Source organism: Streptomyces erythrochromogenes (assembly GCF_036170895.1).
Lineage (GTDB): Bacteria > Actinomycetota > Actinomycetes > Streptomycetales > Streptomycetaceae > Streptomyces > Streptomyces erythrochromogenes.
Map to the genome: position 1 here is coordinate 1,236,541 of NZ_CP108036.1, position 14,776 is coordinate 1,251,316.

A 14,776-nucleotide genomic window follows, 5' to 3' on the forward strand; every position below is an offset into this window, starting at 1 on the left:
GCGTCGAAGACCGCGTGTGCTGGGCCTGCCAGTGTGCGCGGCGGTGAAGGGGCACCTGCATGGCGCAGAGCGCGGGCAGCGTGGCGCGGGCCGCGGCCGGTCCCCGGACGTGAGGAGGTCAGGCTCGGATCAGTTCCGCGATCTCGCGTGCGGCTTCGCGCGCGGGGCGGCCGAGGCCGATGAGGGTGGCGGCGGCGGGGCCGGTCCAGTCGCCGTAACCCAACAGGTGCAGGCGGGGTTCGTCGACGGCGCGGGTGCCGATCGTGGCGATGTGACCGCAGGTACCGCGCAGGCGGAGCGGGGCGAGGTGCGCCAGGTCCGGGCGGAAGCCGGTGCACCAGACGATCGCGTCAGCCTGCGCGCTCGTCCCGTCGGCCCAGGTGACGCCCTGCTTGGTGAGGCGGCTGAACATGGGCGTCGCCGTGAGGAGGCCGGCGTCGCGGGCGGCGCGTACGGGCTGGACGGCGACGATGTCGCCGAGGGAGGCGACACCACCGGCGTCCGTGCGACCGGCGTCCAGGGCCTGGCGGCGGGCGGTCGCGGCGTCGAAGAGCGCACGGCCATCGATCTCGTCGGGCAGGTAGCGGGGCGGACGCCGGGTGATCCACGTCAGGTCGGCCGCACCCGCGAGGTCGGCGGCAATCTGCGCGCCGGAGTTCCCGCCGCCAACGACGATCACGCGTTGCCCGGCGAAGTCGTCGGAGTTGCGGTACTGCACGGTGTGGAGCTGGCGGCTCGCGAAGACGCGGCGGCCGGGGACGGCGGGCAGGAAGGGCCGGGTCCAGGTGCCGGTGGCACTGACAACGGCACGCGCCCGCCAGTCACCGCAGGCGGTTTCGATGCGGAGGAAGGCACTGTCCCGGTGGACGGCATCGACCCGGATTTCGCGCTGGACGGGAAGCTCGTACCGCTTCTCGTAGTCGGCGAGGTACGACACCACATGCCGCGCGTCCGGATAGACCTCGCCGGGCTGGACGGGCATGAGCCGGCCGGGCAGCGAGGAGTAGGCGGCCGGGGAGAACAGGCGGAGCGAGTCCCATGTGTGCTGCCAGGCTCCGCCGGGTGCCGCCTCGGCGTCGAGGATGACGAACTCGACGCCCAGGCGGCGCAGGTGGTATCCGGCGGCGAGCCCTGCTTGGCCGCCGCCGATCACCACCACGTCCGTGCGCTGCGTCATGCCGCGGGAACTCCGGAGGGCGCGGTCCTGCCACGCATGAAGATGACCGCCACCAGTGCCAGGCCAACGATCACACCGGCCAGCTGGGCGCCGATGAAACCCGGGACCGAGGCGGGGGCGATGCCCGCGAAGGTGTCGGTGAACGCCCGGCCTATGGTGACGGCCGGGTTCGCGAAGGAGGTCGAGGAGGTGAACCAGTACGCGGCGCCGATGTACGAGGCGACCGCGACGGGTGCGAAGCGCAGGCGGTCGGTGCGGGCCAGGCCGAAGACCAGCAGGATCAGACCCGCGGTGGCGACGACCTCGCCGAGGAGGAGGTTTCCGGCGGAGCGGTCGTGAGTGGACCACTTGACCAGCGGTTCGCCGAACATCGCGTCCGCGAGGATCGCGCCCGCGATCGCGCCGGCGATCTGCGACGGCACGTAGGCGGCCAGCTCGCGGGCGGTGACGCCGGCACCGCCGCGGCGGGCGGTCCACCACTCCGCCAGCGTGACGGCCGGGTTGAAATGGGCACCGGAGACCGGGCCGAGGAGGACGATCAGTACGCCGAGCCCGAAGACGGTGGCGGTGGAGTTGGCCAGCAACTGCAGGCCCACGTCCTGGCTGAGCTCGGTGGCCTGGATGCCGGAGCCGACCACCACCGCCACGAGCGCCGCGGTGCCGACGAGTTCGGCGGCGGCGCGGGCGATCAACGGGGTCTGGGGTGGGGTCGCGCCGGGTGCGGGCTGGGGTGCGTCGGCGGCTATGCCGGACGCCGCTGCGGGGGCGGCGACGGGCTCGGTGACGGACAACGGTTCTCCTCGGGCAGGTGAGGCAAATAGCGGGCTATGGGCAGGACCGCTTGAGGTTCGCTTCGGCGGTGGCACGCGCGGTCTGAGCGAGGTCGGCGAACTGGCCGGCGATGGCCTCGATGACTTCCGGGCGCAGGCGGTAGTAGATGTACCGTCCGCACGGCTCCGTCTCCACGACCCCCGCCTCGCGGAGAACCCTCAGGTGGTTCGAGAGGTTCGTCTGCTTGGCGCCCGTCTCCTCCACGAGATGGGTGGTGCACAGCGTCTCGCGGGCGAGCAGGGTCACGATCTGAAGCCTGAGGGGGTCTGCCAGGACTCGGATCAGTTCAGTGTCGACTGACGTCATCATGGGCTGATACTCTCACATCAGTGGCGGCTGACACCACCGGTTGCTGATCTTTTACCGCCCCTTTTCCCCCTTTGAGACGAGAGAGATCTCTGATGTCCGAGCAGTCCGGCAAGCCTTCTGTCCTGTTCGTCTGCGTCCACAACGCCGGCCGCTCCCAGATGGCCGCCGCGTGGCTGAGCCACCTGGCCGGGGACCGTGTCGAGGTCCGCTCGGCCGGGTCCGCCCCCGCCGACTCGGTGAACCCGGCCGCGGTCGAGGCGATGCGCGAGGTCGGCATCGACATGTCCGCCGAAACCCCGAAGATCCTCACCCTCGACGCGGTCAAGGCTTCCGACGTGTGCATCACCATGGGCTGCGGCGACACCTGCCCCGTCTTCCCGGGCAAGCGGTACCTGGACTGGAAGCTCGAGGACCCGGCCGGTCAGGGCGTCGAGGCAGTCCGCCCGATCCGCGACGAGATCAAGAAGCTCATCGAGGGCCTGATCGCGGAGATCTCCCCGGAGCCTGTGGCGTGAGCGAAATCCGCAACGTCATCGTCATAGGTTCCTGACCTGCCGGGTATACCGCCGCGCTGTACACGGCCCGCGCGGACCTCAAGCCGCTCGTCTTCGGCGGCGCGATCTTCGTCGGCGGCTCCCTGACGACCTCACCGCCTGACGGACTTTCCCCGGTGCCCCTACGGAACAGCGTAGGGGCACTGCTGTGAAACTCCGCGAGGCACCTGCTGTTCTCCTTCCGTTACCCCGCACGGACGCGTTCATCGGCAAGCATCTGTCCACTCCCCCGGTGTGCGTGGAGCGACGTACCGATCGGGGAATCTCGACGCCGGCCCCGTCAGCACTCCCTGGCCCCGGCAGCCCTCCGGGACGTCGGCACGGTCCTGCTCAGCGCTCGCGCGCTGACGGGGGGACGGGCCCCGGCACACAGCCGGAGGAGACAGGCCCCATCCGCGCCGACAACGAGTGCGCGGAGAAGGGCCAGGTCCTGGGCACGGGGTTCCATCGCACAGCAGATCGCGATGACGCTCTGGACCAGGACGCCCCAGGACGCGTGCAAGCCGGTCCAAGCCGCCTACTGGGCCCCGGGATCCACCGCAGGCGTCTCCAAGTCCCGCTGGGCGAAACCGCCTTCGATGGAACGGACAGCCCTCTCAAAGGCGGGCAGCCGCTGGGTGATCGCCTCGGCCCGTCCGGCTCCCGGAATCAGGGCCGACGCCCACGTGTGGCGGGAGTCAGGCCTGCCGGCCGCAGCGGCCGAGGCGACGGTCGTCGCGGACGGCGCCTACCTGGGCACCGGGCCGATCGTCCCGCATCGAAGTAGGGCCGGACGCCCATCGCGTCTCCGCGCAGCCAGGCGACGGCCGTGTGGTGATCGACATACAGGCCGTCACATCGACCAGCAGGAAGCGTTCGACGACCGCAGCACCGGGGAAGCCGATACCGGAGGTCCTGCGTACGCGGCTGTGCACGCGCCACCGCATCCCGCCGACCAATCGGCCTGCTCCTCCCCGTCGCCGAGGTTCAGGACGACCCGGTCCGAGTCCTGGCGCACGGCCAGTAGCTCACGACCCGTTCGACTTCGACGCCGAGCCCGCCCAGACGGTCACCTAGCCGGGTCTCGACCTCGGCCCGGGAAATGAGCAGGCCCCGGCCTGATCACCAGCTTCGTGGGCTGTCCCACCCGGAGCCGCGCCAGCGGCCTGCCGTCGACATGCGTGACGATGTACGCGATCCGCACCGATCGCTCGGGCAGGTCTCCGAGCGCCCCGAGGCGGTCGAGCACCTCCGCCCCGCGAGGCTGCAGACCCAGCGCGCGGGACGTCACCGCCGGCGGGCCCAGGTGCCTTGCCACGACCCGAACGGGGACGCCCACGGCGCGCAGTCCGCAGGCAGTCGCCAGCCCCGTTGGCCCTGCACCTACCACAACGACCCGCATTGACGGCACGACCGCCACCTTTCGTTGGTCACTCCCTGGAAAGCCCGTCGCCTGCCCAAGGCCGGATGCGTCAAAGTCGCGTTAAGACTGCCGGTGATCGGCAATGTGGGAGGGGCTCGCGTGAGGGCAGGATGGGCCGAGGCCGGACGGGCCCACGCGCCTGATGCCGGGTGCCGGAAGAAAGGGGGACGCGTGGACGAGTTCATCAAGGCCGCTCTCGGCCTTCCCACCGTGCTGTTCAGCGCGGCCCTGGTCGTCGTCCTCGGCTTCTGGCTGCTCGTGCTGTGCGGGGCCGCGGACCATGAAGGTGTCGGATCGGACGTCGACAGCGGTGCTCTGGGTCTCGGCGGTGTGCCCGTCACCGTCCCCGCCTCGCTGCTGGTCGCCGTGGCCTGGTTCGCGAGTCTTTCCGGGTCGGCACTCCTTGCCCGTACGGGATGGCCCGACGCCCTGGTTCACTTCTTCGGCGCCACGCTGCTGTTCGGGTCACCGTTCTTGTCATGGCGCGTGACGCGTGTGCTCGTACGACCCCTGACCAAACTCTTCCCTGACGAACCCGGGCCGTCCCGGCTGGACTTCGTCGGCCTGACCTGCGTCATCCGCACGGGGCGGGTGGACGCGGGCTTCGGCCAGGCTGAGGTCGCGGCCGAGGACGGCTCCACGGCGCTCGTCCAGGTCCGCCAGCACGGCAGTGATCCGCTGATGCTCGGCAGTACCGCGCTGCTCTACGCGTACGACGACGCAGGCGAATTCTTCTGGGTCGCGCCCTTCGACACGGCGCTCGACCCGCGCGGCTGAGCGCCGCGCAATCCAGCCCTCCGGGCTTCTCAGCTTCGACTTCTCACGTGGGGACTCCTCATGGACGCCATCTCATTGGGCCTCGGCACGCTCGTCGTCGTCGTTCTCGTCATCGCGGTCGCCGCGCTGCTTGTCGTGACCCGGCTGTTCCGCAAGGTCGAGCAGGGCAAGGCCCTGATCGTCTCCAAGATGCGGAAGGTCGACGTGACCTTCACCGGGCAGGTCGTTCTGCCCGTACTGCACAAGGCCGAGGTCATGGACATCTCGGTGAAGACCATCGAGATCTCGCGGACCGGCCGCGACGGTCTGATCTGCAAGGACAACATCCGCGCCGACATCCGGATCTCGTTCTTCGTCCGCGTCAACAAGACCGTCGAGGACGTCATCAAGGTCGCCCAGGCCATCGGTACGCAGCGGGCCTCGGACAAGGCGACCTTGCAGGAGTTGTTCGACCAGCACCGGCAACAGGAGCAGGCCGACGGTACCCGCCAGGATCTGGAGCGTCTTGCGCTCGGGGGGCTCTTGGAGGGCCGGGTCGTTGATGGCGAAGATGTCGAGGAGGATGATGTACGCGGCGTGGAGCGGATGGTCACCAGTGGTCACCCAGGACGCCACGGCGAGGGCCGTCACCGCTGCCGCGATACCGGCCAGCGCCCAGCGCAGTCTGCGCGAGAAGAGGGAGCCGACCGGAAGGGTGGCTCCCGAGAGACGCGCCGACGCGCCCGCTCGTGCCCCGGCCATGCGGGAGACGGCTTCAAGGGCCACGATCCCCCGGCCCGTCGCGGCGGCCACGGCCCGGTCGTCGGGCAGGAGTTGAGGGCCGCCGTCGCCGCTCGCCTCGGATCCTTCGGCGCCGGCCGGGTCGCCTGTCGTCGCCGACAGCAGCGCCAGCGTGCACAGCCCGGAGTCGGCGACCTGCCCCCGGCCGGGTGGGGTGCGCTCCACCGCGCGCAGCAGCAGACCGTCGGCTTGGACGACCTTGCTGGTTCCGGCGATCGCGGAGGCCGCGAGGGCCGGGGCCGCGGTGTCGGCGTCCGACAGGACGGTCGTCGACGCGTCAAGCTGTCGCAGGTCGAGTCCGGGCTCGGCGATGACGGCTGCCTGGTCCAGCAACTCTTCCAGGTGCTGGCCCAGTCGGCGGTTGTACAGACGGATGACCAGCCGGAGACGCGGGTTCAACCGTCTCGCCACGAGAGCGGCCCGTACGTTGGTCTCGTCGTCCTCGTACACCAGGGCCAGGGCGGCGGCCCGGGCGACACCGGCGGCCGCCAGCACGTTTTCGTCGGGCTCGGCCGCCTCGACGAGGCGGAGGTCCCGTAGCGGCCCACGCTCCGCGGCCGCCCGTCGCGGCTGCGCCACCGGTACCCGGGCGAGCAGCCCGAGGCCGCGGCCCGTCCGTCGGCCAACGGCCGGCTGCGGCTCTCGCGCGGCGGGCACCACCAGGGTCACGGGCTCGCGGTAGACGTCCTGAAGCTAGGCAGCCAGTCGCCGGGCCAGCCCGTCGTCCCCGCAGACGACCATTCTGCCTGGCATGTCGGGGAGTTGGCGTGTCGAAGGATCGATCATCGGACCAGCATGCCGTGCCCGCGGTACCGGCCGGCCGAGGGGGTCGCGCAGCGGTGGCGCGGACGGTCGTGCGACGAGCCCGGCCCTCGCGACGATCGCCACGCTGGGCAGGCCCCGGCCGAGCCGCTCTCACCACCGATGCTCGCGGCTGTGGGCATCGACCCCATGGCGCCGGAGGCGGTTGCCCCGAGGAACCCCTGACTCGACTCCCGTGCGAAAGCAAGCCGGTCAGTGGCCGGCTTGCGAGTTCTCCGGTGAGCTTGCTGTGGAGGTCGGCGCTGGGGGAGTTGAGGCCGGTGATCTCGACCGTCTTGCCGCGCTGGGCGTATTCGGTCTGGACGGCGTCGAGGGTCGCCACGGATCAAACCGCTCCGACCTCTCCCCTCTGACCGCGCCCCGGCTTCACCTCGTCGAACCGAGCAGCACGTCCAGCACCGGTGCCCCCGTGCCGAGGCGACGCGCCCGTCAGCCGCGACCCGCGGCGTGACGGCCGTGATCACTCGCGAAGGACTCGAAGACCTCGCGCGCCGTGCCGCCTGTGTGCAGAAAGCGTTCGTCGAGGATGGCCGCCAGGTCGTCCAGCGCTGCCCGCAGCACTGCGGCGGAGAGCCGGACGTCCGGGTGACGGGCGCTCGCCGCCTGGTCCGCCAGATTCAGGGCCGAGGTGATCTGGCGGGCGAGGGAGGTGCGGTCGTCCCCGTCGTGGAAGTAGTAGGACTCGGCGTACTGCTGGAAGTCGACGGACACCACGGAGACGGCTCCGGCCAGGCCGTCGAGAATGGTTGCGCCCGCGTCGGCGTCGATCTGCTCCGTCGAAGGATGGGTACGGGCAAGGTGCGAGAGCCGCAGGGCGAGGGCCCGGCGCCGGGCGAGGGCGGGGTAGATGCCGAGGGTCCAGGCCACCGTGGCGCTGAGCAGGGCGAAGCCGACGATGGCCTCCACGGGGGCGAGGATGCGCAGCCACCCTTCGGCGGGTGCGATGTCGCCCAGGCCGAGGGTGGAGATGTGGACCAGGGAGAGGTACAGGGCGTCCGGGAAGCCGGAGTGTTCGGCGGGGCGCAGGCCAGGGGTGTAGGTGAACGCCTGTGGCATGTGCGGCCAGTAGATGAAAGCCCATCCGATGACCGCGGTGAGGGCCCACGCGGCGACGACCACCACCATCGCGAGGGGGCCCGCCAGTCCTGAGGCCCGGCGGCGCAGCGGCAGGCGGGATGACAGCCGCCACAGCGCCGTCATGACCAGGCGACTGAGGCCACCGTGGCGCGTGGGGTGCCACAGGGTATGGAACACGTCCCGCAGGACGACCAGGACGAGGACTGCGCCCGCGATGGTGATCAACCACTTCATCCCGGTCGCCTTCCCCGCGATCGCCCCCCTCAGCCCACCCGGAAGCCCTCAGGGCGATCACCCTCACATGCCGTGTTCGCTCAGGAAGACCTGATCCGGATAACGATCGCATCACCGGCCCCAGGAATCGAACCTCGAATCCCCGCGCCAATGATCTACATCACTAAAGGTTTCGTAAAGGGCGTGCTATGAATACGCCACTCCGCTTCGGCACCACCCCTCGCCGGACCACGGAGTGCCGGCTCGCACCGGCTTGGCACACGGGAGGATCCCGGTCCGATCCAAGGACCGAGACGCCCAGGTTCGCCGATCGGACACGGCGTTCGCTCAAAGCCCGCACTCATACCGACGCACCGCACTGCGCCGGTTCGGCCGTCTCCGGGCACCGTGGGCCTCGGCAACATCGCCGGTGTCGCCGTCGCCGTCTCCGTCGGCGGCCCGGGCGCGACGTTCTGGATGATCCTCTGCGGCCTGCTGGGCATGGCGACGAAGTTCGTCTAGGTGACCCTGGGCGTGAAGTGCCGCGAGGTGCACGCCGACGGAACCGTCTCCGGCGGCCCGATGCACTACCTGCCCAAGGGCCTGGCCGAGCGCTTCGGCGCCCGCGGCAAGACCCTCGGCAAGGTCCTGGCGGTCCTCGCCTCCGCGATGATCCTCTTCTTCGGCCATTTCGGCGGCAACCTCTTCCAGGTCAACCAGTCCTACGCCCAGCTGGTCTCCGTCACGGGCGGCGAAAACGGCATGATGGGCTCCTCCGCCGGCGCCCTGTTCTTCGGCATCCTGATCGCCGCGATCGTCGGCATCGTGCTCCTCGGCGGCATCCGCTCCATCGCCTCCGTCACCAGCCGGCTCGTCCCGGCGATGGCCGGCATCTACATCGCGGCCTGCCTGGTCGTCATCCTGGTCAACGTTTCCGCGGTCCCGTCCGCGATCTCGTCGATCATCGAGGGCGCCTTCAACCCTCAGGGTGTCGCCGGCGGTGTCCTGGGTGCGCTGATCATCGGCTTCAAGCGGGCCGCGTTCTCCAACGAGGCCGGTCTCGGCTCCGCCCCGATCGCGCACACCTCGCGCCTTGGTGTGTACGGACCCGCTCCTTTTGTGTTTCAGCAGGTGAGAACCCCTCTGGTGGGATCCGGGGATCGCCGATAGGGTGTAAAGAACGCGTCAAGGAACTCGTTTCTCCTCAACGAGTGGCGCGGGGTGTGCCGGGAAGTCTGGTCGGCGATATGAGGGCTGTGTGCCCTTATCCCGCTGACGCCCCCGGAAGGCCACCCTCATGAGCAGCCCGCGCATCGTGTTCGGACTCGTGCCCTGGCCCGAACGCCAGGCCATCGCCTCGGCCCTGCGCACGGAGACCGTGGGCGGCCTGGTCCTCCTCGCAGCCGCCGTCGTCGCGCTGGTCTGGGCCAACACCCCGTGGAGCGGTGCGTACGAGGCCATCCGCGATTTCCATTTCGGCATACCCGCGCTGGGCCTGGACCTCTCCCTCGGGCACTGGACCGCCGACGGCCTCCTCGCGATCTTCTTCCTCGTCGCGGGCATCGAGCTCAAACGCGAGCTCGTCGTCGGTGAGCTGCGTACCCCCGCCACCGCGGCCCTGCCCGTGATCGCCGCGGTCTGCGGCATGGCCGTGCCCGCCGCTCTGTACGCCGCCACCGCCTGGGCAGGGGGCGGCAGCCTCGACGGCTGGGCCGTGCCCATGGCAACCGACATCGCCTTCGCCCTCGCGGTCCTCGCCGTCATCTCCACGCACCTGCCGGCCGCCCTGCGCGCGTTCCTCCTCACCCTCGCCGTCGTCGACGACCTCGGCGCCATCCTGATCATCGCGATCTTCTTCACCAGCGACCTGAACCTCTGGGCGCTCGGCGGAGCGTTCGCCGGACTCGCCGTCTTCTACCTTCTCCAGCGCTACCGGATCCGCGGCTGGTGGTGGTACGTGCCGCTCGGCATCGCGATCTGGGCGCTGATGTACAACGGGGGCGTCCACGCCACTGTCGCCGGCGTCGCCATGGGCCTGATCCTGCGCACCACCCGCGACAAGGGTGAAGAGGTCTCCCCCGCCTCCCGGGTCTCGCACGTCATGCACCCCTTCTCCGCCGGGGTCGCGGTCCCCCTCTTCGCCCTCTTCGCCGCCGGCGTCAGCATCTCCGGCCCCGCCCTGGCCGAGGTGTTCACCAGCCCCGAACCGCTCGGAGTCGTCATCGGACTCGTCGTCGGCAAGGTCCTCGGCATCTTCGTCGGCACCTACCTCGCCGCCCGCTTCACCAAGGCCGAGCTCAACCCCGACCTCGCCTGGGCCGACGTCCTGGGGCTGTCCGTCCTCGCCGGAATCGGCTTCACCGTCGCCCTGCTCATCGGTGAACTCGCCTTCCCGGGCGCAGCCGTCGGCGAGCACGTCAAGGCAGCCGTCCTCATCGCGTCCGTCACCGCCGCCGTACTCGCGGGCGTACTCCTGCGCCGCCGGAACACCCTCTACCGGCGCCTGTACGAAGAGGAGAACGCCGACGACGACGCCGACGGCATCCCCGACATCTACCAGCGCACCCCGGCGGCACCGGCCGGGGCGAACGACAACTGATCACGCCGGAGGCGGCAAGGCGGTCGCCCTGCTCAGCATCACGGTCATCCTGGCCGCCTGGGTGATCAGGACGGCTGTCGCGGAGCTCCGCGTGCCCGGGAGCGGACGTCGGCAGTGGGCCTTTCCGACCGACCGGCGCGCGCTCGCCGCCGGAGCCCTTGCCGCCCTGTTGCTCGGGCTCATCGGCTGCGCCACGACTGGGCCCGCCGCCGCAGCGTGGGCCGTACTCGCAGGCCTCCTCATCGCCTCCCTCACCGCAACGGACGAGCCGAACGGCTGAAAGGGCGATGAGCACGAACGAGACCGCGGCCGACCTGCCCGACGTGCGCAGAAGCGGGCAGGAGCTCGCGCCGCAGCGCCTGTGCCCGGCGGGCAGGTCGGCCGCGGTGGGCTGACCACAGCGAGAGCGATTCCGCGGGACTTCGGATTCGCATTCACCGGTCCCCCGCCACCGCTCAGCCCGGGATACCCGGCCAAGGGAGCAGACGGGCACCGATGGCAGCGGTCTGCAGCGTGTAGCGGTGCTGCGGGTCGGTCGGGTCGGCCTGGGTGAGAGTGTGGATCCGTTCCAGCCGATAGGTGAACGCGCGCACGCTGAGCGAAAGCCGACGGGCTGCTTCGGTCGCTACGCAGCCGCTGTCGAAGTAGGCGTGGAGGGTTTCGATCAGGGGCTGTGCACCGCCGCGGGCCTGCTGGAGCGGGCCGAGTACGCTCTCGACCAGGTCGGCCATGGCCTGCCGGTCCCGGGTCAGTACGGGGTAGACGAGGAGGTCGGCCGCGTACAGCACCGGACTGTCGATCTCCAGGCGCGCGGCGAGGTCGAGGGCGTTGAGGGCCTCCTCGTACGAGTGGACCACTCCGCCGGCCCCCTGGTGGGAGCGGCCGATGGCCACCTGACCTCCGTCGGTGGCTCCGTATGCCTGCTTGGCGAAGTACGCCAGGACGTCGGGCTGGTCGCCGGGAGCCACACAGATCAGTCGGCCGTCCTTCGTGGCGAGGAGGATCCTGCGGTTGCCGAACCTCGCCAGCATGGCTTCCTCGATGCCGCGGGCGACGGGGTATCCGTCGCCGTAGGGCTCCGGGCCGGTGGCGACGGCCACCGCGTGAGCCTGCGACAGGCGCAGCCCGAACCGCTCGGCCCGCTCCACGAGCCGCCCCAGGTCGCTACCCCCGTAGAGGAGGTCGTCGATGAACTCCCGGCGCGCGGCCTCTTCCTGCCGTACTGCCTGCTGCTGGGCACGCTCGTAGCCATCGGCGAACGCGTCCACCGCCTGTTCGACAGCGGCCAACAGGGGCTCGGCCCTGTCGGTGGGCAACTGCGCCAAGACCTCCCGGGCGGCGACCAGGTGCTCGCGTATCAGACCGCGGAGCCCTGTTCCCGTCCCCGCGGCCCGCTCTCCCTCGGCCCTGCGCGCGTCACGCTCGGCGCGGGTGAGCAGGCGTCCCGTGGCACAGGCGTCCCTCAACATCCGGGCGTACTCCGCCAGCTCCACTTCCGCAGCTTCCGCTCCCGCCACCGTTCCCCCTGATCCCGGCGCTCATGACGCCTTCTTGACGCGGGGACCAGGGTGCCACGGGAAGAGGAACCCTGAGACACCGGGACGGCGTCCGTTCCGCCGAGCGGACAGGGCTCAGCACGCGGGCCTAAGCTGGGTACAGGGTCCGGTGTCCGGTTGCAGGAACGAGATTCAGGCGCTTCGACGCCGACGTCACGGCGCACGCCTGACTCCCGCTGCCTGATCCGGCGAGCACGCCCACCGGATCGTCATGCGGAGAAGGGCAAGACCATGGCTGCCACCGTCAACCGTGCTGAGATCGAAGCCGACATCAAGGAAACGCTCGGTCTGGTTCCGCACTTCTTCTCCCGGATACCGACCGAGTTGCTCGGTCCGGAGTGGGAGATCTTCAAGCGGATCGAACTCGGGGAAACCCTCATCCCGAACAAGTACAAGGAACTCATCGGCGTGGGGCTGCACTCCGAGACCAAGTGCCACTACTGCAGCCTCTTCCACACAGAGGCGGCGAAACTCTTCGGGGCCACGGACGAGGAGATCCAGGAGGCCGTCCACTACGCCAAGGCCAGCCTGGGGTGGAGCGCCTACATCAACGGCATGCAGGAGGACTACGACCAGTTCGCCGAGGAGCTGACGCAGGTCACCGAGTACGTGCGGTCCAAGGCTTCGTGATGGAGCTGGAGAGACTCCGGCCCACGGTGTTGCGCGGCACTTTCCACGCCTACGAGCTGGCCGCGCTCACCGCCGCGGCGCGGTACGTCGTGGAGTCCTCCCCTGCCGACGTACCCGAGGAATCCATCGGCCAGCTGACCCATCTGCTCGCCGACTACGACGAGCAGGTCCGCAAGCTCAGCGCGCCCGGCACGTGATCCGGGCACAGGATCAGGCGGTCTGCAGTTGCGCCGCACCGAAGGAGACGTCGCCCTGCCGGCGGCCGAGGACGGCGAGGGCGTAGCCGATCTACCGAAGCCGGGCGCCGGGGTGGCGGGCCCGGCCGCCGGCAGGGCCTCACGGACCGTCTCGTCCTGCCACGGCTTCCAGGGCTGGAACCAGTACAGGCCCGCGCCCTGCAGCACAAGCGCAGCGATCAGAGCCGTGGCCAGGAGCCCGCCGCGCCGTCCCGTTCCTGTCACGACCGTTCCTTCCCCTGACTGGTGTGTCACGGCCGTTCAACGCCGCAGCGGGGTGGGGGCGCTATGCGCGAGGTGATGACGAAACCCTGACGTCCGCGAGCGCCAGGCCCTCCAGGGCGGTGAGCGCGGCCGCGGCGGTCAGCCGGCGGGGCAGCGCGGGGAGCGGGCTCCTGCACCATCCGATGACGGAAGTCTTACGTCCGGGCGTGGAGCGGGCGTTCCGACGGTCGGGTTCCGTAGCGTCCAGGGCATGCGAGTACTTGTCACCGGAGGCGCCGGGTTCATCGGCGCGCACATCGTCACGGCATTGACCGAGCGCGGCCACGAGCCCGTGGTCCTGGACGCGCTGCTGCCGACCGCTCACCCCGGGCCGCCCGACCTGCCGGGTGCAGAGATGGTCCTGGCGGACGTCCGGGACGCGGAAGCGGTGCGCGCGGCGCTGCGGGGCGTGGACGCGGTGTGCCATCAGGCGGCGATGGTCGGGCTGGGAAAGGACTTCGCGGACGCGCCCGCCTACGTCGGCTGCAACGACCTGGGGACGGCCGTGCTGCTGGCCGGGATGGCGAAGGCCGGCGTGAACCGGCTGGTGCTGGCGGGGTCGATGGTGGTCTACGGGGAGGGCCGTTACGACTGTCCGCGGGACGGCGTCGTCCGGCCCGGTCCGCGGGCGGTCGCGGATCTGGAAGCGGGGCGGTTCGAACCGCTCTGCCCGGTGTGCGGGGCGGAACTGGTCCCCGGCCTGGTGGACGAGGACGCCCCGGTGGAACCGCGCAACGTGTACGCCACGACGAAGCTGACGCAGGAGCACCTGGCGGCTGCCTGGGCACGCTCCACCGGCGGGCACGCCGTGTCGCTGCGCTATCACAACGTGTACGGGCCCGGCATGCCCCGGGACACCCCCTACGCCGGGGTGGCGTCCTTCTTCCGGTCTTCGCTCGCCAGGGGTGAGGCACCTCGGGTCTTCGAGGACGGCGCCCAGCGACGGGACTTCGTGCACGTACGGGACGTGGCGGCGGCCAATGCGGTGGCTCTGGAGGCGGCGGGTGGCCGCGCGGCAGGCTCGTTCACCGCGTACAACACGGGCTCGGGCGAACCGCACACGATCGGTGAGATGGCCTCGGCACTGTCCGCTGCCCGCAGCGGCCCCGAGCCGGTGGTCACCGGGGAGTTCCGGCTCGGTGACGTCCGGCACGTCACCGCCGATTCGGCACGGCTGCGGCGCGAGCTGGGGTGGCTGCCCCGGGTGGGTTTCGCCGAGGGGATGGCAGAGTTCGCACGGGCGCAGCAGCGGGCCTCGTCCGGTGTCCGGTAGAGACGTCCTGAGCGGAACAGGGGCCGGCCGGAGCTCCCTGGCCTGCGGCGAGCGCCGCGATGCGCGCCGGGCAGTCTGGTCGGCGGTACGGGACCGCCGTGCCCGTCGGGCCGTCCGGAGGCTTGTTGTGCGCGTGGTTGCCCGTGGCCGTTCCGTCTCGACGCGCTGCGTACGGCCCACTCCCAGGGCATCCCCGTGATCGTCAGCCACGCCCGTCCCCAGGCACGGGCCACCTTGCGCACGCTCGGCCTGGACGGGGTGCTCCGCTACGGCGAG

13 protein-coding genes and 5 pseudogenes are annotated in these 14,776 nt (G+C 70.7%); 11 read left to right on the forward strand and 7 right to left on the reverse strand.

Annotated elements, in window-relative coordinates; all coding sequences use genetic code 11:
• Window positions 1-118 precede the first annotated feature (118 nt).
• Genes OHA91_RS05945 through OHA91_RS05955 form a run of 3 tightly spaced genes read right to left on the reverse strand, consistent with a single transcriptional unit; the run spans window position 119 to window position 2,317 of the window.
• On the reverse strand, window positions 119-1,177 hold the full coding sequence (locus OHA91_RS05945) for an ArsO family NAD(P)H-dependent flavin-containing monooxygenase (protein WP_328738777.1): 1,059 nt from the start codon (window positions 1,175-1,177) through the stop codon (window positions 119-121).
• Window positions 1,174-1,968 carry an aquaporin gene (locus OHA91_RS05950; RefSeq protein ID WP_328738778.1) on the reverse strand — a complete coding sequence of 265 codons (795 nt, stop codon included), beginning with the start codon at window positions 1,966-1,968 and terminating at the stop codon, window positions 1,174-1,176. The genes OHA91_RS05945 and OHA91_RS05950 overlap by 4 nt, the downstream gene beginning before the upstream one ends.
• A 34-nt stretch (window positions 1,969-2,002) precedes the next feature.
• Window positions 2,003-2,317: an ArsR/SmtB family transcription factor gene (locus OHA91_RS05955; protein WP_031147140.1), complete on the reverse strand. Its 315-nt coding sequence runs from the start codon at window positions 2,315-2,317 to the stop codon at window positions 2,003-2,005.
• Window positions 2,318-2,409: 92 nt separating this feature from the next.
• Between OHA91_RS05955 and OHA91_RS05960 the strand changes: the two genes are divergently transcribed.
• The 3 genes and pseudogenes from OHA91_RS05960 to OHA91_RS39830 form a co-directional block, all read left to right on the forward strand.
• Complete coding sequence (locus OHA91_RS05960; protein ID WP_031147138.1) at window positions 2,410-2,832, forward strand: arsenate reductase ArsC; 423 nt, start codon at window positions 2,410-2,412, stop codon at window positions 2,830-2,832.
• Window positions 2,829-2,966, forward strand: a pseudogene (locus OHA91_RS05965) (thioredoxin-disulfide reductase); the annotation flags it as partial. The gene OHA91_RS05960 and the pseudogene OHA91_RS05965, both read left to right, overlap by 4 nt.
• 507 nt (window positions 2,967-3,473) lie before the next feature.
• Window positions 3,474-3,650: pseudogene (locus tag OHA91_RS39830) on the forward strand (IS5/IS1182 family transposase); the annotation flags it as partial.
• Between the two features lie 269 nt (window positions 3,651-3,919).
• On the opposite strand, the gene OHA91_RS05970 reads toward OHA91_RS39830, so the two are convergent.
• Window positions 3,920-4,252: an FAD-dependent oxidoreductase gene (locus OHA91_RS05970; RefSeq protein ID WP_245240027.1), complete on the reverse strand. Its 333-nt coding sequence runs from the start codon at window positions 4,250-4,252 to the stop codon at window positions 3,920-3,922.
• Window positions 4,253-4,444: 192 nt separating this feature from the next.
• Here OHA91_RS05970 and OHA91_RS05975 point away from each other — a divergent pair, with 192 nt between their 5' ends.
• Entirely contained in the window at window positions 4,445-5,050 is a 606-nt protein-coding gene (locus tag OHA91_RS05975; RefSeq protein WP_328738779.1) for a hypothetical protein, read from the forward strand.
• A gap of 60 nt (window positions 5,051-5,110) precedes the next feature.
• Window positions 5,111-5,500: pseudogene (locus OHA91_RS05980) on the forward strand (SPFH domain-containing protein); the annotation flags it as partial.
• Here the strand turns inward: OHA91_RS05980 and OHA91_RS05985 are convergent.
• A pseudogene (locus tag OHA91_RS05985) lies at window positions 5,486-6,571 on the reverse strand (NAD-binding protein); the annotation flags it as partial. The pseudogenes OHA91_RS05980 and OHA91_RS05985 overlap by 15 nt on opposite strands.
• A 510-nt stretch (window positions 6,572-7,081) precedes the next feature.
• A complete protein-coding gene (locus OHA91_RS05990) occupies window positions 7,082-7,963 on the reverse strand; it encodes a potassium channel family protein (RefSeq protein WP_031147132.1) in 882 nt (293 codons plus the stop codon).
• Between the two features lie 381 nt (window positions 7,964-8,344).
• Between OHA91_RS05990 and OHA91_RS05995 the strand changes: the two are divergent.
• The 3 genes and pseudogenes from OHA91_RS05995 to OHA91_RS06005 all read left to right on the forward strand — a co-directional run.
• Window positions 8,345-9,031 (forward strand): annotated as a pseudogene (locus OHA91_RS05995) (alanine:cation symporter family protein); the annotation flags it as partial.
• A 208-nt stretch (window positions 9,032-9,239) separates the two neighbouring features.
• Window positions 9,240-10,541, forward strand: coding sequence for a Na+/H+ antiporter NhaA (nhaA, locus tag OHA91_RS06000; protein ID WP_328738780.1), 1,302 nt, complete (start codon window positions 9,240-9,242; stop codon window positions 10,539-10,541).
• A 91-nt stretch (window positions 10,542-10,632) separates the two neighbouring features.
• Entirely contained in the window at window positions 10,633-10,821 is a 189-nt protein-coding gene (locus OHA91_RS06005; RefSeq protein WP_245240012.1) for a hypothetical protein, read from the forward strand.
• A 175-nt stretch (window positions 10,822-10,996) separates the two neighbouring features.
• Here the strand turns inward: OHA91_RS06005 and OHA91_RS06010 are convergent, their stop codons facing one another.
• The gene (locus tag OHA91_RS06010) at window positions 10,997-12,010 is read right to left on the reverse strand and encodes a PucR family transcriptional regulator (protein ID WP_266496850.1); all 1,014 of its coding nucleotides are present in this window, start codon (window positions 12,008-12,010) and stop codon (window positions 10,997-10,999) included.
• Between the two features lie 318 nt (window positions 12,011-12,328).
• On the opposite strand from OHA91_RS06010, the gene OHA91_RS06015 reads away from it, so the two are divergent.
• The 3 genes from OHA91_RS06015 to OHA91_RS06030 all read left to right on the forward strand — a co-directional run bounded on the left by OHA91_RS06015 (window position 12,329) and on the right by OHA91_RS06030 (window position 14,500).
• A complete protein-coding gene (locus tag OHA91_RS06015) occupies window positions 12,329-12,727 on the forward strand; it encodes a carboxymuconolactone decarboxylase family protein (protein WP_031147128.1) in 399 nt (132 codons plus the stop codon).
• Window positions 12,727-12,924: a hypothetical protein gene (locus OHA91_RS06020; RefSeq protein WP_266496976.1), complete on the forward strand. Its 198-nt coding sequence runs from the start codon at window positions 12,727-12,729 to the stop codon at window positions 12,922-12,924. The genes OHA91_RS06015 and OHA91_RS06020 overlap by 1 nt, the downstream gene beginning before the upstream one ends.
• Window positions 12,925-13,438: 514 nt before the next feature.
• A complete protein-coding gene (locus OHA91_RS06030) occupies window positions 13,439-14,500 on the forward strand; it encodes an NAD-dependent epimerase/dehydratase family protein (protein WP_266494121.1) in 1,062 nt (353 codons plus the stop codon).
• Window positions 14,501-14,776 lie beyond the last annotated feature (276 nt).

Bases quoted from the DNA above. Each gene is read 5' to 3' on its own strand.
- OHA91_RS05945 (WP_328738777.1), bottom strand. From the start codon at position 1,177: ATGACGCAGCGCACGGACGTGGTGGTGATCGGCGGCGGCCAAGCAGGG.
- OHA91_RS05955 (WP_031147140.1), bottom strand. From the start codon at position 2,317: ATGATGACGTCAGTCGACACTGAACTGATCCGAGTCCTGGCAGACCCC.
- OHA91_RS05960 (WP_031147138.1), top strand. From the start codon at position 2,410: ATGTCCGAGCAGTCCGGCAAGCCTTCTGTCCTGTTCGTCTGCGTCCAC.
- OHA91_RS05970 (WP_245240027.1), bottom strand. From the start codon at position 4,252: ATGCGGGTCGTTGTGGTAGGTGCAGGGCCAACGGGGCTGGCGACTGCC.
- OHA91_RS05990 (WP_031147132.1), bottom strand. From the start codon at position 7,963: ATGAAGTGGTTGATCACCATCGCGGGCGCAGTCCTCGTCCTGGTCGTC.
- nhaA (WP_328738780.1), top strand. From the start codon at position 9,240: ATGAGCAGCCCGCGCATCGTGTTCGGACTCGTGCCCTGGCCCGAACGC.
- OHA91_RS06010 (WP_266496850.1), bottom strand. From the start codon at position 12,010: ATGTTGAGGGACGCCTGTGCCACGGGACGCCTGCTCACCCGCGCCGAG.
- OHA91_RS06015 (WP_031147128.1), top strand. From the start codon at position 12,329: ATGGCTGCCACCGTCAACCGTGCTGAGATCGAAGCCGACATCAAGGAA.
- OHA91_RS06020 (WP_266496976.1), top strand. From the start codon at position 12,727: ATGGAGCTGGAGAGACTCCGGCCCACGGTGTTGCGCGGCACTTTCCAC.
- OHA91_RS06030 (WP_266494121.1), top strand. From the start codon at position 13,439: ATGCGAGTACTTGTCACCGGAGGCGCCGGGTTCATCGGCGCGCACATC.